The organism is Nocardioides sp. Soil774 (assembly GCF_001428125.1).
Taxonomy (GTDB): domain Bacteria; phylum Actinomycetota; class Actinomycetes; order Propionibacteriales; family Nocardioidaceae; genus Nocardioides.
Window position 1 is genome coordinate 467,396 of the sequence record NZ_LMSM01000005.1, and the last position, 24,071, is coordinate 491,466.

Here is a 24,071-nt window from a genome sequence, read left to right on the forward strand (position 1 = left end):
GCCACGGCGTTCACTTGAGGAGCGCTGCCTGGTCCTCGGGGGACATCTCCGCCGAGAGGTAGATGTCGCCGGGCAGGTCGGGCTCGCACTCCACCGGGTTGGGGTCGCCGGTGACGGAGTTCTCGAACAGGTCGTGCTGGTGGGTGTCGGAGCTCGGGAGCTCACCGCCCGTGGCCTCCGCGATGGCGTACTGCATCGCCAGGCGCACGTGGTCGTTGCCCGTGGCGATCGTCATCAGCTTGAAGTCGGGGTTGTCCTTCTCGTTGTCCTTCCAGAAGCACCCCAGGACGTTGCCGTCGGACGTCGCCAGCGCCGGGATCGAGCGCCCGGCCTTGGTGAACTCGGGCAGCGCGCCGACCAGCGAGGGACCGAAGTCGCTCACGATGACGTCGATCTTGTCGTACTTCGCGATGGCGGCCGAGAGCACCTTCTGGCTCAGCGCGGGGTCCCAGTTGGTCACCTCGAACGGCTGCTCGCCGATCATCGTGTACTTCTCGGGGTCGAGGGTCTGCTTGAGGCCCTCCGCCTCGCCGAGCCCCTGGCTGTTGCCCTTGGGTCCGCTGAGGAAGAGCACGTTGCCGCCGTCGGGGAGGATCTCCTTGATCCAGTTGCCCCAGTTGACGCCGTCGTTGACCGAGTCGAGCGCGATGTACTTGGTGTAGTCGACGCCGTCCTTGCCGCCCGGGTTCACCCGGTAGGGCACCGTCACCACACCGGCCTGGAAGGCCGAGCGCAGGGCCGGGAGCATCGCCTCGCCGGCGTCGGGGAAGACGACGAGGGCGTCGACGCCCTTGGCCACCATGCCCTGGATGTCGGCGATGGACTTCTGGGTGTCGCCCTGGCCGTCGGCGTAGAGCACGTCGGTCACGCTGGGGCACTTGGCGGCCTCGTCCTTGCCCGAGGCCGTGGTCACGAGCCGCCAGCTGTTGCCGCCGAACCCGTCGGTGAGGCCGAGGGTGATCTTCTTCGGCCCGCACCAGGACGGGGCTCCCTCGAGGTCGGCCTGGGAGGTCTCGCCCTGGTCGTTGCCGCCGCTGTCCGAGCCGCAGCCGGCGAGCGCCATGGCCGCGACGGTGAGGACGACGGCGGTCATCGAGGTGGGGCGGCGTGAGAGTCGTCGCAACATGTGGGTGTCCCTTTTCTTTCGTGCTCGGATGAGGTGGGGGTGGAGCTGTGGACGCCTGGCTCCCGAGACGGGGCTCCCGAGAAGGGGTGGGGTGGGTCAGGTCGCGGCCGGCACCCGACGCCGGCTGCGCAGCCGTGCGACGAGCGAACGCACGTCGACGGAGTAGAGGAGTACGCCGATGGCCAGCGCTGCGGCCTCGACCAGCGTGCGGACGGCGAAGCTGACGCCGAGCGCGAGCACGAACTGCTCGAGCTGGCTGAGGAAGAGGGCGGCGACGGCGGTCGCCACGAGGTTGCCCCGCCCGCCGAGCAGCGAGGTGCCGCCCAGGACGACGGCGGCGACGCTGGGCAGCAGGTAGGCGTTGCCCTGGAAGGCGGTGGGCTGGGCCAGGATGCCGCCCAGCACCACCCCGGCTACCCAGTAGTGCAGCTGGGCGCCGAGGTAACCCGCGCCCTTGTAGGTGCGGACCCGCAGCCCGGCGGCCCAGGCGGCGGCGGGGTTGGCCCCCACGGCCTCGAAGCGCCGGCCGGCCGGGGTCAGCTTGACCACGACGGAGGTGACCAGGAGCACCAGCAGCGCGAAGAAGACGCCGTTCGGGATGCCGAGGGACTCACCGCCGGCGATGGAGGCCAGCCGGTCGGTCGTGCGACGCGGCGACCCGCCCGAGATCCCCAGGACGCCGGCGAACATCAGCGCGTTGGTGCCGAGCGTCGCGACGATGGGGTTGAGCAGCAGGCGCCCGACGAGGAAGCCGTTGAGCAGGCCGGCGACGATCGCCACGCCGAGCGCGAGCAGCACCGCGCCGAGGAGCTTGCCGTCGTCGCCCTTCGGCTCGTGGGTCACGATCACGACCATCAGGGAGATCGCGCCCGGCACCGAGAGGTCGATGCCGCCCTGCTGGATGACGAGGGTCTGGCCGAGGGCTGCGATCGCCAGCACCGCCGCGAACGGGAGCATCCCCCGCAGCGCTCCCTGGCTGACGCTGGTGGAGGCCAGCAGGGCGCTCGCGACGAACAGGGCCACCGTGGCGACGGTGATGGTGAGCAGGCCCCGGGAGACGCCGATCCGGGGGCCGGGCCGGACGCCGCGCGTCCGCTCGGTCTCCGGTGCCGGTGTGGTGGTGGCCATCTGCCCCTCCTCGGTTGCTGGGTGTGCGACGGGCCGGGCGTTCACTGTGGTGACCGTCACACGTTAGGTGGGACTGTACACACGGGCCTAGGTGTTCACAAGAGGTTCACATCACGAAGTGGTGACGGCCGTCGGCACGTCCCGGTCGACGGACCGCGTCAGTCCTCGACACGAAGCCGCGACGCCAGGTAGGCGCGCAGGTCGGCCATGTCCTGGGGACCGTGCCCGGCCGTGACCGCGGCGTCCACGACCCTCCGGGCAGCCCGGGTCACGGGCACCTCGCGCCCCTGGGCGGCCGCGAGGTCGGCGATCAGGCCGAGGTCCTTGGCCACGAGGGCGAGGCTCATCGCCACTGGCTGGTCCGCCTCGAGGAACGCCGCCCTCTTGTAGCGGACGAAGGGCGCGCCCACCGCGCTGTTCTCCAGCACGTCGTAGGCCGTCGCCGGGTCGATGCCGGCCCCCTCCGCGAGCACCAGCGACTCCGACACCGCGGAGTTGAGGTCGTGCACGACGAGGTTGACCGCGAGCTTCATCGCCTGGCCCTGCCCGGCGTCGCCCACCCTGATCACCCGGGCGGCGAAGGCCGACAGGACGGGTGTCACGGACGCGACGTCGGCCTCGACCCCGGACGCCATCACCAGCAGCTGGCCCGCGGCCACCGAGGCGACGCTGCCGGAGACGGGAGCGTCCACGAAGCGACGGCTCGCGGCTGCGTAGGCGCGCGCGATCGAGCGTGCCGCGTCCACCCCGCTCGTGCCCATGTCGCACACCACGGCCTCCGGGGCCAGGGCCTCGAGGAGGTCGCGGTCCAGGAGCGTCGCGGTAGTTGCTCCACCGTCGGCGAGCATGCTCAGCACGACGTCCGCCCCCGCGACGCACGCGGCGGGCGTGTCCGCCACGACGAGGCCGGCACCGACGGCGTCGCGCACCGACTCGGCGCGCTGGCGGGTCCGGTTCCACAGTCGCACGCGGTGGCCCGCGTCGACCAGGCGTGCGCACATGGCGCCACCCATCCGGCCGGCGCCGAGCACCGCCACCTCAGCCACGGGGGTCCACCAGGACCTTGCCGGCGACCTCGCCGGCGGCGAGCGGGCGCAGGCCGCGCTCGACGACGTCCTCGAGCGGGACCACGCGGTCGACCATCGCCGACAGGTCGCGACGGGTCAGCAGGTCGAGCGCGGCGGGCAGGTCGTCGCCGCACACGTGGGCGACGGTGGTGCGCACGTCGACCTCGCGCAGGACCACCGGAGCCAGGCTCAGGGTCGTGGGTGCGCTGTTGAGCCCCACCAGCACGACCGAGCCACCGCGTGCAGTGAGGGCGAACGCTCGCTCGACCGCACCGGGCACGCCGGACGTCTCGAAGACCACGTCGGCGCCGTCGCCGGCCAGGTCCCGGACCTCGTCCGGACCCGCCGTCGGGCTCACCAGTGCGGTGTCGGTGGCGCCCAGTGCGCGGGCCGCCTCGAGCCGCCCCGCGTCGACGTCGATGGCCAGCACCGGACCGTCGTGGCCCTCGAGCCCGGCGCACACGAACGACCCGATGGCCCCGGCCCCGAGCAGCACGACCGAGTCACCCGGTCGCACGCCGGAGCGGCGTACGGCGTGGATGCCGACGGCGAGCGGCTGGGCGAGCGCCGCGGACTCCAGGGTGCAGCCCTCGGGGATCTCCACGCAGGTCGTCGCCGGCGCGGCGACGAAGGTCGCGAGGCCGCCGTCGGTGCTGAGGCCCAGCGTGAAGTAGCGGGCGCACAGGTTGGTGCGGCCGCGCCGGCACCACGCGCACTCCCCGCACGAGACGCCGGCGCCGCAGGCGACCCTGCGGCCCACCAGGTGCCTGACCTCGGGAGCGGCGTCGACGACGGTGCCGACGAACTCGTGGCCCAGCACCGTCGGACCGACGTGGCCGCTGCCCGGGTGGCGGGTGTGCAGCGGCACCATCATCGGACCCTTGGTGAACTCGGTGGCGTCGGTGCCGCAGAGCCCGTTGTAGGCCACCTCGATCACCACCTCGCCCGGCCCGGCCACGGGATCCGGGCGGTCCTCGATGCGGAGGTCGCCGGGCTCGTGGAGGACGCCCGCCCTCATGGCGTGGCCGAGGAGGTGATGTGGACCTTGACCTGCGACCGGTCCTGCAGCACGGCCTCGACGGCCTCCCCCGCCGACGCCAGGTCGTAGGACGAGGTGACGAGGGGGCTCAGGTCGACGCCGCTGCGGGCCAGGAACCGCAGTGTCTGCGGCCACACGCCCGGGGAGCCGATGATGCCGCGGACCTGCAGCTCCTTGGACTGGATCTGGCCCAGTGCCGCGGGGGCCGAGCCCCCCACGTCGATGCCGATGTAGACCAGCCGTGCCCGGAACCCGGCGAGGTCGAGCGCTGCAGCCATCGCGGCAGGCTTGCCGCTCGCCTCGAAGACCACGTCGGCGCGCCGCCCTCCGGTCATCTCGTCGAGCTGCTCGCCGACGTCGGGCGCGGTCGGGTCGAGGGTGAGCTCGGCGCCGAGCGACTGGGCCAGCGCAGCCCGGGTCGGGTCCGGCTCGGCGACGATGACCCGTACGCCCCGGGCGGCGGCGGCAGCGACCACGCCGAGCCCGATGGGACCGGCGCCGAGCACGACCGCGGTGTCGCTGGCGTCGAGGTTGTCGGCTCGCACCGTCGCGTAGTAGCCGCAGCTGAAGGGCTCGACGAGGGCGCCCTGGGTCCAGGTGAGGTCGTCGGGCAGCTGGTGCAGCCAGCCCTCCTTGGCCACGAAGAGCTCGGCGGCCGCGCCGCTGATGCTGAAGCCGAAGTGCTCCTGGCCGATCACGCACTCACCGACCACCCGGTCACCGGGGGCGAAGCGGGTCACCTTGCGACCGGTCGCGACCACCTCTGCCGACCACTCGTGCCCGGGGATCACCGGGAAGCTGAAGGGGATGATGTAGCGCCCCTGCAGCAGGTCGACGTCGGAGTGGCAGATCCCGACGCTGCGGGCGGCGAGCAGGACCTCGTCGTCCTCGATGGTGGGCGTGGGGAGCTCGGAGACGGCGTACCGGCTGTCGCCGAGGAACTGGAGAGCCTTCACGGGACCTCGCTCTGTGACGGACGTCGCACCCTGCGACTGTGAACTCATACTTCACAGACGTTCAGTCGCAGTCAAGGCCTTCGGGCCAACTTCTCGACGCGCGATCAGTGCGGGTGGAGCACGCACCAGATGCCGCGGGCATCGACGTCGGTGCGGTTGCGCAGCAGGTGCGGGACCGAGGAGTCGAAGCTCAGCGCGTCACCGGGGCCGATGGTGAACACCTCGAAGCCCACGGTCACCTCGAGCTCGCCCTCGAGCAGGTAGCCGTACTCCTGGCCCGCGTGCCGCATCATCTTCTGGTCGTTGGTGGAGCTGCTCCCGGCGGGGTAGATGATCTCGATGAAGTCCACGTCGGGCGCGGAGTCGGCGAGCTGCTCCCAGATCACGCCGGAGTCCATCTCCAGGCGGCGCCGCTGCGCGGGGCGGCTGACGGTGAGCCGCCGCGGCTCGCGCTCGAACGCCTCGGCCGGAGAGGCCATCGCGGAGCGGCTGACCGCACCGGGATGCGAACGCGGCGCCGCTGCGGCCACCGCGGGGGTGGCTCCGTGCGCCGGCAGCTCCGTGGCCGGCGCGGTGTCGTCGACGTGGAAGAGCTCGTCGATCGAGACCCCGAGCACCTGGGCGATCGAGTAGAGCGTGGCGACCGACGGCTGCGACTTGCCGTTCTCCATCTGCGACAGGAACGACGGCGAGACGCTGAGCTGACGGGCGAGCTCGCGGAGCGAGAGCCCCGCCTGCCGACGGGCCACCCGGAGCCTGGCTCCCAGCTGGCCGACGCCGCCGCCGTCTCCCAGCCCTTCTCCCGGCCCGTGCTCCGGCTCGCTCATCTGGTGTCCCCTTCGTCGTCGGTGCTGCCCACGCTAGCGAGAGCCGACCTGCGGGCTGCGAGCCGGCACACCGGCCCGCCCTGATCATCATCAGCGAACGCCGAGGCGGGCTGGTCCCGTATTGTTCACCCACACTTGACGAATTGTCCACTGCGGATCACCATGAGCCGCAACGACCCGCACCCCCGGGTCGCCCCGAGCTCCCAGGAGGGACCCGTGCAACGAACCGTCCTCATCGTCGGCGTCACCGGCATCGCGGGCTTCAACACGGCCCGGGCGATGTCCGCCGCCGGCTGGCGGGTCCTCGGGCTCTCGCGCTCCCACCGCTACGACATCCCCGGTGTCGAGCAGCTGCGCGGCGACGTCCTCGACCCCGAGTCGCTCGACCGTGCGCTGCACGCCCAGGAGTTCAGCCACGTCGTGTTCACGACGTGGTCGCGCCAGGAGACCGAGACCGAGAACCGCCGGGTCAACGGCGCCATGCTGGCCAACCTGCTGGGTGCTGCCGGCCGGGCCTCGAAGCTCGAGCACGTCGCCCTCGTGACGGGGCTCAAGCACTACCTCGGCCCCTTCGACGCCTACGCGTCGTCGCCCGCCGACACGCCGTTCCGCGAGAGCCAGGGCAGGCTCCCGGTCGACAACTTCTACTACGACCAGGAGGACATCCTCTTCGCCGAGGCCGAGCGACAGGGCTTCACGTGGTCGGTCCACCGCCCGCACACCCTGATCGGCTACGCGCTCGGCAACGTGATGAACATGGGGGTCACCCTCGCGGTCTACGGCGCCATCTGCCGGGCCACGGGCGAGCCCTTCGTCTTCCCCGGGAGCCCGCAGCAGCTCAACGGCGTCACCGACCTCACCGACGCCCGCCTGCTCGGACGCCACGTGCTGTGGTCGTCCACCGAGCCTCAGGCCCGCAACCAGGCCTTCAACACCGTCAACGGCGAGGTCGTGCGCTGGCGCCAGCTGTGGCCGGAGGTGGCCGACGCCCTGGGCGTCCCGGCTGCCGACTACCCCGGCCACCCCCAGCCGCTCGAGGGCCGCATGGGCCATGCCGACGAGGTGTGGGCGGGGCTGGTCGAGAAGCACGGGCTCGCGCCCTACAAGGCCTCCGAGCTCGCCTCCTGGTGGCACACCGACGCCGACCTGGGCCGCGAGGTCGAGACGTTCGCCGACATGTCGAAGAGCCGGGCGATGGGGTTCCTCGACTACCAGAGCACCATCGGCTCGTTCACCGACCTGTTCCAGCAGCTGCGCGAGGCGCGCATCATCCCCGGGCTGGACTAGGCCCGTGCTGCTTCCCGACGGCCTCGGCCACCTGACGTACTCCACGCTCGTCCACCCCGGCGACACCTGGCCGGAGATGTGGGAGAGCCTGCGCACCTTCGTGCCCGCGGTGAAGGCGCGGGTCTCCCCCGACGCGCCGTTCGGGGTGTCGCTGCGGCTCTCGGGCAGCTCCGCCGCCACGCTGGCCGGGTCGGCCGGGCTCCGCGGCGAGCTGCGCGACTTCCTGGCGGCCGAGGACCTCTACGTCTACACCGTCAACGCCTTCCCGCACGGTCCCTTCAAGGGCCGCACGGTCATGGAGGACGTCTACGAGCCCGACTGGACGACCCAGGAGCGGCTCGACTACACGACGCAGGTCGCCGACGTCCTGGCCGACATCGCGGCGCCCGGCATCCGACCCACGATCCAGACCGCACCGCTGGCCTACCGGGCCAACGTGGTCGACGACGCCTACGAGCAGTCGCTGGTCGAGCACCTGCTGCGCGCCGTGGCCCACCTCGTCGCGCTCGAGCGACGCACCGGGGTGCAGGTCGCGCTCGCGCTCGAGCCGGAGCCCGCCTGCTGGCTGGAGACCACGGACGAGACGGTGCGCTTCTTCGAGCAGCACGTCCACTCCCGCACGGGTCGTACGACGCTCGCGCGACTGACCGGCGAGCCGCTCTCGCGGGTCGAGGACCTGGTGCGCCGGCACCTGGGCGTGGTGTTCGACATCTGCCACCAGTCGGTCGGCTTCGAGGACGTGGGCCAGTCGCTCGGGTCGCTGGTCGACGCCGGGGTGCCGATCCTCAAGCTGCAGGCCGCCTCGGCCCTGCGGGTGCCCCGGGTCGACGCGCAGGTGGTCGAGGCCCTGGAGGCCTTCACCGACACGATCTACCTCAGCCAGACGACCGAGCGCCGCGACGGCGTCGACGTGCACCACCTCCACCTGGCCGACGCCATCGCCGCCTACCGACGCGACCCCGATGGACCGCGCGAGTGGCGCACGCACTTCCACCTGCCGGTCTTCCTCGACGACCTCGGCCCGTTCGGCACCACGCGCTCGGGCATCGAGGACGCGATGCGACTGCACGCCAGCACCCCGCTGTCGGAGCACCTCGAGATCGAGACCTACACCTGGGACGTCCTGCCGGCACACCTCAAGACCGGCGACATCGTGGACTACGTGTCCCGCGAGCTCGAGTGGGTGCGCGACCTGCTCGTCAGGTCGTGAGGTGACGTACGTGCCGCCGTGATCGGCGGCGCCGAGGTGCGCTCGTCCGGGGAGGGCGTCCGGAGTGGGCTTCCGGATCCTGCAGACTGCGACCCAGCGGTGCGTCCGACGCAGCACGGGCCGCCGTCCCCTGCCCCCGCACGCACGAAGGACGCACGCTGATGAGCACCAGCCCCCAGGCCCACCTCTACGCGACCGCGCGCACGCCGTTCGGCCGGTTCGGCGGCGCCCTGGCGAAGACTCGTCCCGACGACCTCGCCGCCGGCGTGCTGCGGGCCGCGCTCGAGCGCACGCGGCTCGAGGGCGGTGAGGTGGACGAGGTGGTGCTGGGCAACGCCAACGGTGCCGGCGAGGACAACCGCAACGTCGCGCGGATGGCCTCGCTCCTGGCCGGCCTCCCGGTCTCGGTGCCCGGCACGTCGGTCAACCGGCTGTGTGGGTCGTCCCTCGACGCCGCCATGCTCGGCTCCCGCTCGATCGAGACCGGCGACGCCGACATCGTGCTGACCGGTGGCGTCGAGTCGATGACGCGCGCACCGTGGGTGCTGCCGAAGCCCGAGCGGGCCTTCCCTGCCGCCAACGCCGAGCTCGTCTCGACCACCCTCGGCTGGCGGCTGGTCAACCCGCGCATGCCGGCGGAGTGGACGGTCTCGCTCGGCGAGTCCAACGAGCAGCTGCAGGAGATCCACCGCGTCCCGCGCGAGCGCCAGGACGCCTTCGCCGCCCGCTCCCACCAGCTCGCGCACGCGGCCTGGGAGGCGGGCTTCTACGACGACCTCGTGGTCGGCGTCGAGGGCGCCGACGTGACCCGCGACGAGGGCATCCGGCCCGACGCATCGCCGGAGTCGCTCGGCGCGCTGAGGCCGTCGTTCCGCCCCGACGGCACCATCACCGCCGGCAACGCCTCCCCCCTCAGCGACGGCGCGTCCGCGGTGCTGCTGGGCTCCGCCGCCGCCGCGGACCGCATCGGCCTCGACCCGCTGGCCCGGATCGCCGGTCGCGGCACCCACGCCGTCGAGCCGCACCGCTTCGGCTACGCCCCCGTCGAGGCGGCGGAGAAGGCGCTGGCCCGCGCCGGCATCGCGTGGTCCGACATCGGCGTCGTCGAGCTCAACGAGGCCTTCGCCGTCCAGTCGCTCGTCTGCGTCGACGCCTGGCTCGCACGTGGCCTGTCGGACCCCGAGGTCGTCAACACCCGGGGCGGCGCGATCGCGCTCGGCCACCCCCTCGGCGCCTCCGGCGGGCGGGTGCTCGGCACCCTGGCCGCCGCGATGCGCGCCGACGGCCACCGCTGGGGCCTGGCCGCGATCTGCATCGGCGTGGGGCAGGGGCTCGCGGTGGTGCTGGAGAACGAGGACGCCGCCTGACCTCGGGCCAGCCGCGCTGCCGGGGCTGGTGCTCCCTAGTGCATCAGCACCAGAGCAGTCGACGCCTCAGGGGCATGCACGCGGGCCGGCGGAGGCGCACACTGGATGGTGCCGGCCCTCTGATGTGCCCCCCTGGAGCGGGTCGGTGCAACACCCCCGGCCCGGGGTGGTCGTCATCCCCCGTCATCGACTCCGCCGGGCCGGGGCCCCCTGCACCGTCGCGACCGGCGTGACCGCCCGCGGCAGCCACACGGTGACCGTGCACCCGGCCCCGGGCGCCGACTCGATGCGGCACCGGCCGCCGACGATCTCGGCGCGGTCCTGCATGGTGCGCACACCGCGGTGGCCGGGCCGGGCGACCAGGGCCTCGGCGTCGAGGCCCACGCCGTCGTCGGCGATCTCCACCTCGACCCCGGCGTCGTCGGGACGCAGGGTGACCTCGACGTGCCCGGCGCGGGCGTGACGTCGTACGTTGAGCAGCGCCTCCTGCACGATGCGGATGCCCTGCACGCTGACCTCGTCGGCGAGCTCGGTGGGCGCCCCTCCCGGCGGCGTGGTGAGGGTCCACGTGGTCGTGGCGTCCTCGAAGGTGCGGTCGAGCACGTCACGCAGCAGCTGGGCCAGGTCGACGCCGGCGGCCACGGGCTCGAGGTCGAAGAGCAGGTCACGCAGCCCCGCCGTCGCGGCGGAGACCATCTCCTGCAGCTGGGCGACGGCCGGCTCGAGCTCGGGCGCGACCTCACGCACCCGCCTCATCAGCAGGCCCAGGCGCAGGTCGACGGCGGCCATGGTCTGCACGGAGTCGTCGTGGACGTCGGCGGCGATGCGGGCCCGCTCCTCCTCCTGGGCGACGACGAGACGGCGCAGCAGGTCGGTGCGCTGGGCCGCCACCCGCTGGTACCGGTCGCGCGTGGCGAGGGTGTCGAGCGCGAAGGAGACGTTGCCGGCGAGGCTGTCGAGCAGGCTGCGCATCTCGGCGTCGAAGGCGTCCGCGCTGCGCGACCACAGCGTGAGCACCGCCGTGGTGCGACCGCCGCGGCGCAGCGGCATCGTCGCCGACGCCGCGATGCCGTGGGAGCGCGCCAGCTCGCGCCAGGGAGCGGTCGCGTCGTCGCGCTGGAAGTCGGTGGCGAAGTAGGGCCTGCCCGTGCGCAGCGCCAGCGCCGTCGGACCGTTGCCCCGCGGGTCGTCCGCGTCGGTCGAGATCTCGAGGGAGTCGATGTAGTCGTCGAGCCGCCCGGCACGGCTCTCGGTCACCACGGTGTGCCCGGGGCCCGGACGGCACACCCACGCGCCGAGGTACTCCCCCTCCTCCACCGCGGCCCGGCACGCGGCCTCGTAGAGGTCGCGCTCGGTGCTGGCCCGCGCGACCGCCTGGGTGATGCGCACCAGGGTGAGGTAGGCCCGGCTGGTCGTACGCCGACGTCGCTCGGCCTCCTCGCGGGGGCCGAGGTCGCTGGCCGTCACCACCAGGAGCTCGCCCCGGTCCGTCTCGAAGCGGGTGAGCCGCGCCATCACGCTGAGCGCCCGGCCGTCGGGCCTCGTCAGCTCCGCGCGCGCGGCGCGCTGGCCGTCCAGCGCGCGCACCGACTCGACGAAGGCGGCCAGGCCGGGAAGGCGCTCGGAGAGCGGGCGCCCGACCAGGTCGTGCGGCTCGTGCCCGTAGAGCTCGGTGACGCGGCTGTTGGCGTACACCGCGACCAGGTCGGGGTCGAGCGCGACGATGGCGCTCGGGGTGGCGTCGAGCACCCGGAAGACGGCCTCGCTGGCCAGCCCGGACGCCTGCTGCGCGTCGCCCCCTCCTGCGTCCACCTCGTCACCGTAGACGCCTCAGGACCCGGGGGCGAGGGGCTCCTCCACCAGCCGCAGCGCCTCCTCGGCCCCCGGCACCTCCAGCACGCGCTCGCCCGCCGCCACCCGCGCCAGGGAGTCGGGAAGCGTGGCGCCGAGGCGGCCCTTGGCGAGGTATCCGCGGGCCCCGGCCGACAGCATCGCCGCGACCGTGGTGACGCCGGTCTGCGCCGACACCGCGACGACCAGGGGACGCCTGCCCTCCTGCGCGCGGAGGGCGCGCGCGAGGTCGACGCCCCCTCCCGACATGCGTACGTCGACGAGGACCAGGTCGGGGCGCAGCCGCGCGCACATCGGGGGAACCTCGGCGCCGGAGGCGGCGGTGCCGACCACCGTGAACCGCTCGTCGGCGGACAGCACGTCGACCAGGGCCTCGCGGAAGGCGGCGTCGTCGTCGGCGACGAGCACCGTCACCGGCGCGCCGAGCCCTGCTGACCTCACCTGTCGATGATCTCGGATGCGCAGGCCCGCGCGCGCCCCCTCGGCGTATGGCACGCTCTAGTACCCATGTACCAGTCGGCGGGGGGCACGGTGGACGACCAGGCACACGACCGGACGGACGACGGCGACAACGACGACACGGTCGCGACGGACGCGTCCGGCGTGCTCTACGCGCGCACGTGGCGGTTGCAGGTCGACGCGGCCCCCGACCGGGAGGCGATCGACATGATGCTCGACCTGCTGCTCCCCGAGGTGGCGGCGCTGCCGGGCTACCGCGGCGCGACGATGCTGATGGACCGCGGCTCGCACGAGCTCTGCGCGACCGTCTACTGGGCCAGCCTCGAGGAGCTCGAGGCGAGCCGCACCCGCGAGACCAACGCGGCGACCGGCGCCTTCGTCATCGCCGCGGGGAACCGGATGGTGACCGGCGTGCACGACGTGGTGTTCAACGTCCCGGCGCCCGCCATGGCCAACCGCTCCCTGGGGAGGGACTGATGGCCGGCTCCCCGATCCGTGTGATGATCGCCGACGACCACGACGTGCTCGCCACCAGCCTGGCCACCGTGCTCGACCAGGAGGACGACCTGGTCAGCGTCGGCGTGGCCGGGACGCTCGCCCAGGCGCGCACCATGATCGGCACCGCGGCGCCCGACGTGCTGCTGCTCGACCACCGGATGCCGGACGGCGACGGCGTGGCGGCCATCCCCGAGCTGCTCCGGCTGCGACCGGGCCTGCGCATCGCGGTCCTCACCGCCAGCCCCGGCGACCACCTGCTCGTGGAGGCCATCGAGGCCGGGGCGTGCGGCTTCGTGTCGAAGACCCGCAGCCTGGCCGAGGTGGCGGCCACCGTGCGCGCCGCCGCCGCGGGTGAGGCGGTCATCTCCCCCGAGCTGCTGGCGCGGCTGCTGCCGCGACTGCGCGGAGGCGGCGGCGCGGACCGCCAGCAGCTCACCGAGCGCGAGCGCGAGGTACTCGACCTGGTGGCCGAGGGCCTCAGCAACGCCGCCATCGCTGAGCGCCTGACCGTCAGCGTGCACACCGTGCGCAACCACATCGCCAACCTCTCGGCCAAGCTCGGGGCGCACTCCAAGCTCGAGGCGCTCGCGATCGCCGTGCGCGAGGGGCTGCTGCCCGGGCGCTGACCTGCAGCCGGCCAGGGCCGTCCGGGCGACTCAGGAGTCGAAGCCGAGGCCGGCGGCGTCGAGCGCGCGCAGCCAGGCGTTGCGCCGCCCCTGCCGGTGGTCGGCGCGGTCCAGCGAGCGACGGGTCAGCTCGATGCCGAGCGCCGCGACCGGCTCGGGCGGGAACGGCAGCGGGCGGCGGCGCACCATCTCCAGCGCGGTCCGCTCGGTCGGCTGCCCCGCGAGCAGGTCGAGCAGCACGTCGGCGGCGAAGCGCGTCGCCCCGACGCCCAGCCCGGTGAACCCGGCGGCGTACGCCACCCGGCCGCCGTGCGCGAGGCCGTAGAACGCCGCGAAGCGGGTGCACGTGTCGATCGCGCCTGCCCAGCGGTGGGTGAAGGTGAGGCCCTCGAGCTGCGGGAAGGTCGCGAAGAAGTGCGACGCCAGCCGGGCGAAGCTCGCCGGCCGGTCCTCGTAGCGCTCGCGCAGCCGGCCCCCGAGGTGGTGGATCGCGTCGTAGCCGCCGTAGAGGATGCGGTCGTCGGCGGTGAGCCGGGAGTAGTGGAACTGGTTGGCGAGGTCGCCGAGGCCCTCGCGCCCGGCCCAGCCGATCGCCGCGCGCTGAGCGGCGCTGAGCGGCTCGGTCATCAGGACGTAGTCGTAGACCGGCACGGTCATCAGCCGGTTGCGGCGCAGGAGCGAGGGGAAGACGTTGGTCGCCAGCACCCCGCGATCGGCCACGACCGAGGCCCGCGCGGTCCGGACCCGCACCCGGCCCGAGGTGTCACGGCCGAGCCCCTCGACCGGGGAGCCCTCGTGGACCACCACTCCGAGCTCCTGGGCGACGCGGGCCAGCTCGTGCGCGAGCCGCGCGGGGTGCACCAGCGCTGCCTCGTCGGCGTTCCTGGTGCCGCCGAGGAAGAGCGGGCTGTCGACCAGCGCGCGCACCTGCGCCGCGTCGAGGCGGTCGGCGCCCAGCCAGTCCAGCTCGTGCTCCTCGACCGCCGCCTGGACGACGCCGGTGCGCTCCCACTCGCAGTCCAGGCCCAGGGTGCGTACGTCGTCGGCGAAGCCGTCCAGGTTGTCCGCGCCGAGCCGGTGCAGGACGTCGTGCTCCTCGGGCCAGCGGGCGCGCGCGTTGGCCTCGCCGTGGGTGATCGAGGCCTCGCAGAACCCGCCGTTGCGCCCCGAGGCCGCCCACCCGACGCGCTCGGCCTCGAGCAGGACCACGTGCTGGCCGGGGTCGCGCCGCTTGGCCCCCACCGCGGTCCAGAGCCCCAGGTAGCCACCACCGACGATGACCAGGTCGGCGCGGGTCGGGGCGGTGAGCGGGGCCGCGACGGGGGGCGTCCCGGCGCCCTCGAGCCAGAACACCGCCTGCCGCGAGGGCCGCAGCGCGTGCTCGACGACGCGGGGGTCGGGGGCGTGCCGCTCGTAGGCAGTCGTCGCGGGGGCTCGGGACACGTCCGGAGTCTGCCGTGCGACCATCGGCGCACGGCCCGCCACAACGTCCGGCACCGTGCGCGAAGCACGACACTTCGTCGGGCCGTCTGCGACACTCGCGCCATGTCCTCGCTGACCGTCGCCGAAGCGCTCCAGCTGCCCGCGTTCCAGCGCGCGGAGCCCGTCGTCGTGGTCGGCGAGGAGCTGCTCGGCCGGCCGGTGCGCTGGGCGCACGCCACCGAGCAGCGCGACGTCGTGCCGCTGCTGCGTCCCGGCGACCTCGTGCTCACGATGGGCACCGGGCTGCCCGACGACGCCGACGTCGAGGGCCTGCGGCGCTTCGCCGAGGACCTCGCCGAGGCCGAGAGCTCGGGGCTGGTCGTCGAGCTCGGCACCCGCTGGACCGACGCCGTGCCCTCGAGCCTGGTGGAGGCGTGCCGCGAGCAGTCCGTGCCGCTGGTGGTGCTCACCCACGTGACCCGCTTCGCCGCCCTCACGCAGGCCATCGGCGAGCGCGTCGTCGACGCGCAGCTGCACGAGCTGGTGGACGCCCAGCGCGTGCACGAGACCTTCACCGAGCTCAGCTTCGCCCAGGCCGGTCCGGCCGAGATCCTCGACGCCGTGTGCCGACTGACCGGCGGTCCGGTGGTGCTGGAGAACGCCGAGCACCGACCGCTGGACTTCCTCACCGGCTCCGCACCGGCTGCCGGGTTCCTCGACAACTGGCAGGCGCGGTCCTCGCGCGTCACCGTCGCCCGGCGCACCGGCTGGGACGAGAAGGCCGGCTGGCTGGTGACCCGGCTGGGCACGGCCGAGCGCGACTGGGGCCGGCTGGTGATCGCCTCGCCGGAGCGGCCGTCCCAGCGGCTGGTCGCGGTCGCGGAGCGCGCGGCCGCCGCCCTCGCGCTGCACCGCCTGCACGACCGCGACCGCGACAACGCGGTGCGACGCGTGCACCACGAGCTGATGACCGCCCTGCAGTCCGCCCCGGACACCCCCGGCCTGCTCGACCGGTGCGAGGTGGCGGGCTTCCCCACGCGTCGCCGACGCTTCCTCGGCATGGTCGCGCGCCGACCTGTCGCGGCCGGTCCTCAGGACGTCGGGGAGGTCGTGTCGGCCTTCGTCCGGGCCGCCCACGGGCTGCGGGTCCCGGCGCTGGTGTGCGAGGCCGACCGCGAGGTGCGGGTGCTGGTCTCGGTGCCGGCGACGTCCGACCCCGACCCCGTCGCCGACCGGCTCGCCGCACGGGTGCAGGGCGTGACGCCGCTCCTGGTCGCCGCGGGACGAGCGAGCCCCACGCTGGACGGCATCGGCACCTCGCTCCTCGAGGCGCGCCAGGTCGCCGACGCGGTCCCGGCGACGACGGTGACCACGGGACCGGCGGGCGCCGCGGTGCGCCGGCTCGCGGACCTGCACGTCCGGGGCCTGCTGGCCCTCCTCGGCGACGACGACCGGATCCGCGTCTTCGTCGAGCGCGAGCTGCACCGGCTGCGCGAGGCCGACGCGGACCGCGGGACCTTGCTCGTGGCGCTCCGGGCGTTCCTCGACCACCCCGCCAGCAAGACCGACGCCGCGGCGAGCCTGCACCTCTCGCGCGCGGCCTTCTACGACCGGCTCGCCAAGATCCAGGCCGTGCTCGGCGTCGACCTCGACGACGCCGAGGTGCGGCTCTCGCTGCACCTGGCCCTGCTGGCCGACGAAGTGTCACGCCAGCGGTCCTGACCCCGACAGCGCGTCAGGCGTCGCGGCGCCGGCAGCACGGCAGGATCTCATTCCATGCAGCGCGTCCTGGACACCGGCCAGCCCTGTCCCCTGGCGCCGGTCGAGCCGTCGACGGTCGTCAGCGGCGACCCGCGCACCGGGTCACGGGCCCTCGCCGCCGTCGCCGGCGCCGAGGTCGGCGTGTGGGAGATGACCCCGGGCACGGCCACCGACGTGGAGGTCGACGAGGTCTTCGTGGTCCTGTCGGGGTCGGCGAGCGTGGCGTTCGACGACGGCACCGTCCTGGAGCTGGGGCCGTCCTCGACGGTCCGGCTGCGCGCGGGCGACCGGACGACCTGGACGGTCCACGAGACGCTGCGCAAGGTCTACTTCACCGGCATCGAGGCCTGAGCCAGCACGACCGGGGGCGGGGCGTAGTAGACCGACGGGTCGGGCAGCGGCACGTCCCACGTCCTGCTCGCCCGCTCGCAGGCACCGGTGAGGTCGCAGCGGACGGCGGCCGCCGTACCGGTCGACGACTGCGCGAGCGTGAGGAAGTGGGAGTCGTCCTCCCAGACCGCGTGCCAGTCCAGCCGCCCGGAGACCTCCGCCACCACCCGCCCGGTGCGCCCGTCGGCGACCCACCAGGTGTCGGTGCCGGCGGCGTCGAAGTAGGTGTGGGTCAGCAGCACGTGGGTGCCGTCGGGCGACCACTGGTGCGGGGCGAGGCGGCACGAGCGCCACAGGGTGTGCGCCGGGCGGGACAGCGCGGCCACCCGCAGGCAGAACTCCCCCGGTGGCGAGGTGGAGAGCACGACCCGGTCGTGGACCACGTCGGCCCGCACGGCCGCCTGGTCGTGGATCCGGCGCATCCGGTCGCGGTCCGGGCCGCGGTAGGTCCACCAGACGGTGGCCGGGTCACGCCAGTGCGTACGCCGCCCCAGCAGCACCCGGTCCCGGGTCACCGCGACCAGGGACGCCAGCCGGAAGGTGCGGCGCGCGAGCACCCGACCGGTCGCCGGGCGCACCACCGTGACGCGGGACCGCACACCGGTGCCGCCGACCTCCTCCTGCAGCGCCACCTGCCGGCCGTCGGGCGACACGGCGACGCCCACCCACCTCTGCGTCGGCGTGACGAGGCTGCGCTCGGAGCCGGCGGCGACGAAGCGGACCCGCACGCGGTGGTGCACGCCGACGTCGACGTCTCGGACGACGTAGCCGCCGTCGACCGCCCACAGCGACTGGTGGGTGGCGCGGCCCAGGGGTGCGCGCACGCGCTGGTCGCCGTCCCGGATCCAGCCGTGGACGAGGTGGGCGAGCGCGGGGTCGGGGCCGCGCGGCAGCGCACCGGGATCCAGCGGCGACGGCACGGCGCCCGGCGCGGCCCCGACGGACACCGTCCCGAGGCTCGTCACGAGCAGGACGAGCAGGAGAAGTGCCGTCCGGACGACGCGGGCGACAGGCCTGGACCGGGCCGCGGACCGGTGCGGAGACCGGCCACGCGGCAGGGATCCGGTCCGGTGCATCGTCCGACCTCCTCCTGCCCGCCCCTCCAGCATGACCGGACCCGCCGCCCTCCGGCAGGGCCGGAACGCCCGGGAGGCCGGGACCCGGGACCCGACCGGGCAGGCACATCGCCGCTGGCGCCAGGGGGTGCCCCGGACGAGGCTGGAGGCATGGACGCCACCGCGTCACGCGAGCCGTGGGCTGCCGTCCGCGAGACCCACTCCGGCACCGTCGTGCTGCTCGGCGAGCGGGCCTGGAAGGTCAAGAAGCCCGTCGCGCTCGGCTTCCTCGACTTCACCGAGCCCGAGACCCGCCGGCGGGTGTGCGAGCGCGAGGTGGCGCTCAACCGACGGCTCGCGCCCGACGTCTACCTCGGCGTCGGCGGGCTCGTCGACCCCGACGGCACCACGGAGCCCGCCGTGGTCATGAGGCGGATGCCCGAGGACGCCCGGCTCTCCGGGCTGCTGCGGCGCGGCGTCGACGTACGCGACGAGGTGGACCGGATCGCCCGCGTGCTGGGTGCCTTCCACAGCAGCGCCGCCCGCGGCCCCCACATCGACGTGCAGGGCAGCCGGATGGCGATCACCGCCCGCTGGGACGCCAGCTTCGCCCAGACCCGTCCCTACGCCGGGACCGCGCTGCCCGGTGTGCTCCTCACCGAGGTGGAGACCCTCGTGCACGAGTTCCTGGCGGGCCGCGACGACCTGTTCGCCGACCGAGTCCGACGCAGGGCGGTCGTGGACGGGCACGGCGACCTCACGCTCGACGACATCTTCTGCCTGCCCGACGGGCCGCGGCTGCTCGACTGCCTGGAGTTCGACGACGCCCTGCGCCACCTCGACCGGCTCGACGACGTGGCCTTCCTGGCGATGGGGCTCGAGGACGCCGGCGCCCCGGGCCTCGCCGCGCAGCTCGTGGAGACCTGGGCCGACCTCGTCGGCGACACAGCTCCTCCGGCGCTCGTGCACCACTTCATCGCCTACCGCGCCTTCGTGCGCGCCAAGGTCGGCTGCCTCAGCGGGGCCCAGCTCGACCGCCCCCCTCCCGAGCGGGTCACGGCGTACGCCGAGATGGCGCGCGACCACCTGCTCACCGGCGCCGTCGCCCTGGTGCTCGTGGGCGGCCCGCCCGGGGTCGGCAAGACGACGCTGGCCCACGACCTGGCCGACCGTCTCGGCATGGTCGTGCTCAGCAGCGACCGGCTCCGCAAGGAGGCCGCGGGGCTCGACCCCGAGGCGGGCGCCGCGGCCGGCTTCGGAGCCGGCATCTACAGCCCCGAGCGCACGCGCGCGACGTACGCCGACATGCTGCGCCGCGCCGAGCTGCTCCTGCGACGCGGGGAGTCGGTGGTGCTGGACGCGTCCTGGACCGACGCGGCCGAGCGCGAGCTCGCCGTCGACCTCGCGGCCGGCGCCCACGCCCGGCTGGTGCAGCTGCGCTGCGAGCTGGGCGCGGAGGCCGCCGCCGAGCGGATCCGGGGGCGCGCCGGCATCTCCGACGCCGACGAGGAGGTGGCCCGGAGGTTGCGGCGGCGCGAGGCACCGTGGCCGGGCAGCACGGCGGTCGACATGCGCCGCTCCCCCGCCGACTGCGCGGACCGGGCGTGCGCCGAGGTGCGCCCCGGTGCCCGTCGGGCGCCGCTGCTGCGGCGGCGTCCGCGGCTGGAGCCCGACTGAGCCGGGACTCCCCTCGTTGTCGCTGCTTCGGGAGACGCAGGCCCGTGGGACCAACGTCCCGGGCACGTGGGCCGTCCGACCGCTGCCCGCAGCGCCGCGGAGCCGCAGCATGGGAGCAGGGACAACCCGGCCCCCAGGAGGACGCCATGCACACCCGGACGTGGCACGTGACCATCAACCTGTTCGAGGACGACGGGCGCACCCGGGCCCGCGCCGTCCTGCACACCGACGCGGGTCCCGAGCGCCACCACGACGCCTCGGCCCGCAAGCACCCGACCGACCGCGAGGTCCCGGAGATCGGAGACGAGCTGGCAGTCTCCCGCGCCCTGGCTGGCCTGGCGCACGAGCTGCTGGACGCCGCCATCGATGACATCGCCGCCAACGACCCGACCGACGCCACCAGCACCGGGGTGGCGGCCGGCTGGTCCGAACCCTCCTGACGGCCATGCCCCGGCCGTGGGACCCCGAGCACCTGCGAGGTGCGGTCGCCGTCGCCGTCGACGGGTCCGCGCACGCGCGACGTGCCGTGCGGTGGGCCGCGGACCAGGCCGCCCTCGAGCACCGGCGGCTCACCGTGCTGGCCGTCGCGGTCACCGGTGACGAGGCGACCACCGCGCCGGACGCCGCCGCCGAGGCGGTCGAGGCCGCGCGTGCGCTGCACCCCGAGGGGCCGGTCGTCTCGCTGGTCGGGGTCGGCGACCCCCGCCAGCTGCTCGTCGACGCCAGCGCCCACGCGCACATGGTGGTGCTCGGCTCGCGCGGGCGTGGACCGCTCAGCAGCATGCTCCTCGGCTCCGTCAGCGCGGCAGTCAGCGCCCACGCGGCCTGCCCCGTCGTGGTGTGCCGCCCCCTGCAGGACGTCGAGCGCCGCGGCGGCGTGGTGGTCGGCGCGGACGGCACCCCGGAGTCGCTGCCGGTCGTCGAGTTCGCCTACCGCCAGGCCTTCCTGCGCGGCGAGCCGCTGACGGTGCTGCACTCCGTCTACGACGCGGTCGCCGTCGCGGCGCGTGCCCGCAGCACGGACGACGCGGAGCCCGACGTCCCGGGGCTCGAGCAGCTCCACGCGGCCCTGGCCGAGTCGGTGGCCGGGCTCTCGGAGGACTACCCCGGCGTGCCGGTGACCCTCACCGTGCGCCAGGGGCTGGCCGACCAGGCCCTCGACCCACGCCACGGCGGGTGGGAGCTGATCGTGGTGGGCCGCCACCCGATGACCTCGCTCGACCGCGTGCTGACCGGGTCGGTCGCGACCGCGGTGCTCGAGCGCGCGGACGCACCCGTGGCGGTGGTCCCCGAGCCCCGCCCGCGTCGTACGACGCCCTGATGGGGCCCGGACGCGCCCCCGGACCGGCGGGGGCCGACCTGCTGCTCACGGACGAGGTCGGGCGACGTGTCGCGACCGCGGGCGGTGACCGGTCCGGCCGCGTCACGGACCTGACCGTGCGCCTGAGGCCCGACCGGCCCCCGGTGCTGCGGGTGCTGGTCCGCGCCGGTGACGTCACGGCACTCGTGCCGCGCGACGTGGTCGAGCAGGACCGCCCGCTCGACCTGGCGGCCTGGGGCGTCGACGCCCACCACCTCCCGCTCGCGCGCGACGAGCTGCTGCTGGCGCGCGACGTGCTGGACACGCAGGTCGTCGACCTCCGGGGCCGGCGCCTGTCCCGGGTCTCCGACGTCCTCCTGCGCCGCGACGCCGGCGGCGGTCTCGAGGTCGTCGGCGTGGACCTCGGCACGGCGGGCCTGCTGCGTCGCCTCGGCCTCGGCTTCGTCGGCCGCGGCGTGCTCGCCCTGGAGTGGCAGCACCTGCATCTCACCTCGCCGCGGGGGCACCTGGTGCAGCTCGACGCCGACGCCGCGCCGTTCCGCCGCCTGGACCCGCGCGGCCTGGCCGAGCTCCTCACCCGGCTGAGCACGCCGCGTGCGCTCGACGTGGTCCGTGCCGTGGAGCCGGCGCACGCGGCGGCCGCGCTGCACCAGAGCCACCCGCGCACCGGCCGTCGCATCGTGGCGGGCCTGTCGCACGCCGAGCAGGAGGGACTGGTCGTCGAGGCGGCCGACGAGCACGCGCGGACCGTACGCCGACTGGGCCGGGGCGGCTCCCCCGTGGCCCGCCGCCGCTTCCGCCGCACCGAGGGCTGGCGCCTGCACCGGCCGCCCGGAGGCGGCCGATGACCACCCAGGAGGCCCCCGCACGCACCGGGCGGCGGACCCGGGTGGCCACGCTGGTGGCCGTCGTCGGGCCGGGGCTGCTCGCCGGGCTGTCGGACGACGACCCCGCGGGCATCACGACGTACAGCGTCCTGGGGGCCGACCACGGCTACCAGCTGCTGTGGGTGCTCCTGCTGTCCACGATCGCCCTCGTGCTCTTCCACGACCTCGCCGCGCGGATGGGCGTCGCCACCGGCCAGGGACTGATGGGCCTGGTGCGCGACCGCTACGGGGTGCGCACCGGCGCGGCCGCGCTGCTGCTGCTCCTGGTCGCCAACGTCGGCACCGCGTGCGCCGAGCTCGCCGGGGTGGCGGCCGGGGGCGAGCTCTTCGGCGTCCCGCGCCAGGTCTCGGTGCCGGCGGCCGCGGTGCTGGTGTGCGTGCTGGTGCTGCGCGGGCGCTTCCACCGCGTGGAGCACCTCTTCATGGCCCTCGCCGCAGTCTTCGTCGCCTACGTCGTCGCAGGCCTCGCGGTCGGTCCCGACTGGGGTGGTGCCGCGAGGGGGCTGCTCGTGCCGTCGACTCCGCTCGACCGGGAGTCACTCACGGTGCTCGTGGCCGTCGTCGGCACGACCCTGGCGCCGTGGGGCCTCAGTTTCATCCAGTCCTACGCAGTGGACAAGAAGCTCACCACCGCCGACCTGTCCTACGAGCGCGTGGACGTGGTGACCGGGTCGGTGCTGACCGGCGTCATCGGGTTCTTCGTGGTGGTGACGTGCGCGGAGACCCTGCACGTGACCGGGGTGCGGATCGAGTCGGCCGCCGACGCCGCTGCCGCGCTGGAGCCCCTGGCCGGACGGTTCGCCGGCACGGTGTTCGGCGTCGGCCTGGTCGGCGCGGCGCTGCTCGCGGCGGCCGTCCTGCCGCTCTCGACGGCCTACAGCGTCGCCGAGTTCACCGGCCACGAGGGCGCCCTCGACGACGGCTTCCGGCGGGCCCCGCTGTTCTACTCCACCTTCATCGGCGTCACCGCGGTCGCCGCGGCGGTGGTGCTCGTCCCCGGCATGCCGCTGGTGCCCGTGCTGGTGCTGACCCAGGTGCTCAACGCGGTCCTGCTGCTGCCGCTGCTGGTGCTCATGCACCGCCTCTCGGGCGACCCGGAGGTGATGGGGACGGCGGTCTCGTCACGCGCCGGCCGGGTCGCCCGGCTCGCCGTGATCGCCTTCGTCACCGCCTGCGTGGTCGCGCTGCTGGTGCTGACGGTGCTGTGACATCACCGGCGTGTCCGGAGGGTCACCGCGGCTCCGGCACCACCGCGACCAGCCCCGGCGCCCGCTCCACCACGCTCGTGGTGACGTCGAGGTCGAGCAGGTCGAGCACCGAGCGCCGCGCGTGGGCGCCGAGCACGACCACGTCGGCCCCGGCGGCCGCCCGCACCAGCGCGTCGTCGGCCAGGCCGCGCTCGAGCCACACCGACACCTCGAGCGCCGGGTGGTGGTGGCGCAGGCGCGCGGCCAGCTCGTCGAGCCGGGCGCGGACGTCCTTGTGGGCCGGGTCGTCGGCCGCCACGGGGCCGGGCGGCAGGCCGTCGAAGACCGTGCGCACCACTGTGAGCGGCAGGCGCCGCAGCGCCGCCAGGTGGCACGCCCACGCCACCGCCGCCTCCGAGTGCGGCAGCCCGTCGGTCGCCACCAGGACGCCCGGACCGTCGGGGTCCTCCGCCCCGGTGCCGGCGCCGGGGCGGCGTACGACGACGGGGCAGCGCGCGTGCTGGCTCAGCGCGGTGCCGACGGATCCGAGCAGCAGGCTGGCGACCGGCCCGCGACCGCGGGAGCCCACGACCAGCAGGTGCGCGCGCCGGGAGGCCTCCAGCAGCGCGCGGCGCGGGTCGTCCATGACGAGGTCGGAGCGCAGGTCGCGGACCTGGTGCGCCGCGGCACGGGCGTGGGCACGCTGCAGCACGCTGCGCCCCTCGGCGTGCATCACCGCCGAGATGGTGCCCGAGTCGATGTCGGGGCTGGTGAGCCCGCCGAGCGTGCTCACGTGCACGAGGGTGAGCGGACGGTCCTCGAGGCGCGCCTGGTCGGCCGCCCAGTCGAGGGCACCCAGGCTGGAGGCGGAGCCGTCGACGCCGACCACGACGGCGCCGTCCACCTTGTTCGTCAGTCCCACGTCATCAG

The 24,071-nt window shown here is 74.6% G+C and carries 23 protein-coding genes; 12 read left to right on the plus strand and 11 right to left on the minus strand.

Annotation, left to right across the window (positions count from 1 at the left end; translation table 11 throughout):
* Positions 1-10: 10 nt before the first annotated feature.
* The 6 genes from ASG76_RS05045 to ASG76_RS05070 form a co-directional block, all read right to left on the minus strand.
* A complete protein-coding gene (locus ASG76_RS05045; protein ID WP_200948063.1) occupies positions 11-1,126 on the minus strand; it encodes a substrate-binding domain-containing protein in 1,116 nt (371 codons plus the stop codon).
* A gap of 96 nt (positions 1,127-1,222) precedes the next feature.
* Positions 1,223-2,254, minus strand: coding sequence for an ABC transporter permease (locus ASG76_RS05050; protein ID WP_056600795.1), 1,032 nt, complete (start codon positions 2,252-2,254; stop codon positions 1,223-1,225).
* A 158-nt stretch (positions 2,255-2,412) separates the two neighbouring features.
* Positions 2,413-3,300 (minus strand): NAD(P)-dependent oxidoreductase, encoded by an 888-nt coding sequence (locus tag ASG76_RS05055; RefSeq protein ID WP_056600796.1) that lies wholly within the window; start codon positions 3,298-3,300, stop codon positions 2,413-2,415.
* Positions 3,293-4,339: a zinc-dependent alcohol dehydrogenase gene (locus ASG76_RS05060; RefSeq protein ID WP_056600798.1), complete on the minus strand. Its 1,047-nt coding sequence runs from the start codon at positions 4,337-4,339 to the stop codon at positions 3,293-3,295. The genes ASG76_RS05055 and ASG76_RS05060 overlap by 8 nt, the downstream gene beginning before the upstream one ends.
* Positions 4,336-5,316 (minus strand): zinc-dependent alcohol dehydrogenase, encoded by a 981-nt coding sequence (locus tag ASG76_RS05065; protein ID WP_056600800.1) that lies wholly within the window; start codon positions 5,314-5,316, stop codon positions 4,336-4,338. The genes ASG76_RS05060 and ASG76_RS05065 overlap by 4 nt, the downstream gene beginning before the upstream one ends.
* 104 nt (positions 5,317-5,420) lie before the next feature.
* The gene (locus ASG76_RS05070; protein WP_056600802.1) at positions 5,421-6,143 is read right to left on the minus strand and encodes a helix-turn-helix domain-containing protein; all 723 of its coding nucleotides are present in this window, start codon (positions 6,141-6,143) and stop codon (positions 5,421-5,423) included.
* Positions 6,144-6,359: 216 nt separating this feature from the next.
* Here ASG76_RS05070 and ASG76_RS05075 point away from each other — a divergent pair, with 216 nt between their 5' ends.
* The 3 genes from ASG76_RS05075 to ASG76_RS05085 all read left to right on the plus strand — a co-directional run bounded on the left by ASG76_RS05075 (position 6,360) and on the right by ASG76_RS05085 (position 10,007).
* Positions 6,360-7,430: an SDR family oxidoreductase gene (locus ASG76_RS05075; protein WP_056601035.1), complete on the plus strand. Its 1,071-nt coding sequence runs from the start codon at positions 6,360-6,362 to the stop codon at positions 7,428-7,430.
* A gap of 4 nt (positions 7,431-7,434) precedes the next feature.
* Positions 7,435-8,640, plus strand: coding sequence for a metabolite traffic protein EboE (gene eboE, locus ASG76_RS05080; protein WP_200948064.1), 1,206 nt, complete (start codon positions 7,435-7,437; stop codon positions 8,638-8,640).
* Between the two features lie 161 nt (positions 8,641-8,801).
* The gene (locus tag ASG76_RS05085) at positions 8,802-10,007 is read left to right on the plus strand and encodes a thiolase family protein (protein WP_056600804.1); all 1,206 of its coding nucleotides are present in this window, start codon (positions 8,802-8,804) and stop codon (positions 10,005-10,007) included.
* Between the two features lie 183 nt (positions 10,008-10,190).
* Here ASG76_RS05085 and ASG76_RS05090 read toward each other — a convergent pair whose 3' ends face one another.
* Together ASG76_RS05090 and ASG76_RS05095 are read right to left on the minus strand one after the other, a co-directional pair.
* Positions 10,191-11,819 (minus strand): GAF domain-containing protein, encoded by a 1,629-nt coding sequence (locus tag ASG76_RS05090; RefSeq protein ID WP_056600806.1) that lies wholly within the window; start codon positions 11,817-11,819, stop codon positions 10,191-10,193.
* An 18-nt stretch (positions 11,820-11,837) separates the two neighbouring features.
* Positions 11,838-12,299, minus strand: coding sequence for a response regulator (locus ASG76_RS05095; protein ID WP_162254082.1), 462 nt, complete (start codon positions 12,297-12,299; stop codon positions 11,838-11,840).
* 90 nt (positions 12,300-12,389) lie between these two features.
* Here ASG76_RS05095 and ASG76_RS19245 point away from each other — a divergent pair, with 90 nt between their 5' ends.
* The gene (locus ASG76_RS19245) at positions 12,390-12,794 is read left to right on the plus strand and encodes a hypothetical protein (protein WP_162254083.1); all 405 of its coding nucleotides are present in this window, start codon (positions 12,390-12,392) and stop codon (positions 12,792-12,794) included.
* Positions 12,794-13,441 (plus strand): response regulator transcription factor, encoded by a 648-nt coding sequence (locus tag ASG76_RS19250; protein WP_056600811.1) that lies wholly within the window; start codon positions 12,794-12,796, stop codon positions 13,439-13,441. Before ASG76_RS19245 ends, ASG76_RS19250 begins: the two co-directional genes overlap by 1 nt.
* A 30-nt stretch (positions 13,442-13,471) precedes the next feature.
* On the opposite strand, the gene ASG76_RS05110 is transcribed toward ASG76_RS19250, so the two are convergent.
* The gene (locus ASG76_RS05110; RefSeq protein WP_235529412.1) at positions 13,472-14,884 is read right to left on the minus strand and encodes an NAD(P)/FAD-dependent oxidoreductase; all 1,413 of its coding nucleotides are present in this window, start codon (positions 14,882-14,884) and stop codon (positions 13,472-13,474) included.
* Between the two features lie 102 nt (positions 14,885-14,986).
* On the opposite strand from ASG76_RS05110, the gene ASG76_RS05115 reads away from it, so the two are divergent.
* Both ASG76_RS05115 and ASG76_RS05120 read left to right on the plus strand, forming a co-directional pair.
* Positions 14,987-16,585, plus strand: coding sequence for a PucR family transcriptional regulator (locus ASG76_RS05115; protein WP_056600812.1), 1,599 nt, complete (start codon positions 14,987-14,989; stop codon positions 16,583-16,585).
* A 54-nt stretch (positions 16,586-16,639) separates the two neighbouring features.
* Positions 16,640-16,975, plus strand: a complete 336-nt coding sequence (locus ASG76_RS05120) for a cupin domain-containing protein (protein ID WP_056600814.1) — start codon at positions 16,640-16,642, stop codon at positions 16,973-16,975.
* On the opposite strand, the gene ASG76_RS05125 is transcribed toward ASG76_RS05120, so the two are convergent.
* The gene (locus tag ASG76_RS05125; RefSeq protein ID WP_157558951.1) at positions 16,951-17,961 is read right to left on the minus strand and encodes a hypothetical protein; all 1,011 of its coding nucleotides are present in this window, start codon (positions 17,959-17,961) and stop codon (positions 16,951-16,953) included. The genes ASG76_RS05120 and ASG76_RS05125 overlap by 25 nt on opposite strands.
* A 279-nt stretch (positions 17,962-18,240) precedes the next feature.
* Here ASG76_RS05125 and ASG76_RS05130 point away from each other — a divergent pair, with 279 nt between their 5' ends.
* The 5 genes from ASG76_RS05130 to ASG76_RS05150 all read left to right on the plus strand — a co-directional run bounded on the left by ASG76_RS05130 (position 18,241) and on the right by ASG76_RS05150 (position 23,162).
* Entirely contained in the window at positions 18,241-19,746 is a 1,506-nt protein-coding gene (locus ASG76_RS05130) for an AAA family ATPase (protein ID WP_056600819.1), read from the plus strand.
* A gap of 146 nt (positions 19,747-19,892) precedes the next feature.
* Entirely contained in the window at positions 19,893-20,186 is a 294-nt protein-coding gene (locus tag ASG76_RS05135) for a DUF1876 domain-containing protein (protein ID WP_056600821.1), read from the plus strand.
* A 5-nt stretch (positions 20,187-20,191) separates the two neighbouring features.
* On the plus strand, positions 20,192-21,067 hold the full coding sequence (locus ASG76_RS05140) for a universal stress protein (protein WP_056600823.1): 876 nt from the start codon (positions 20,192-20,194) through the stop codon (positions 21,065-21,067).
* Positions 21,067-21,915, plus strand: coding sequence for a hypothetical protein (locus ASG76_RS05145; protein ID WP_056600825.1), 849 nt, complete (start codon positions 21,067-21,069; stop codon positions 21,913-21,915). The genes ASG76_RS05140 and ASG76_RS05145 overlap by 1 nt, the downstream gene beginning before the upstream one ends.
* On the plus strand, positions 21,912-23,162 hold the full coding sequence (locus ASG76_RS05150; protein WP_056600827.1) for an NRAMP family divalent metal transporter: 1,251 nt from the start codon (positions 21,912-21,914) through the stop codon (positions 23,160-23,162). Before ASG76_RS05145 ends, ASG76_RS05150 begins: the two co-directional genes overlap by 4 nt.
* A 22-nt stretch (positions 23,163-23,184) precedes the next feature.
* Here ASG76_RS05150 and ASG76_RS05155 read toward each other — a convergent pair whose 3' ends face one another.
* Positions 23,185-24,063, minus strand: a complete 879-nt coding sequence (locus ASG76_RS05155; RefSeq protein WP_056600828.1) for a universal stress protein — start codon at positions 24,061-24,063, stop codon at positions 23,185-23,187.
* Positions 24,064-24,071 lie beyond the last annotated feature (8 nt).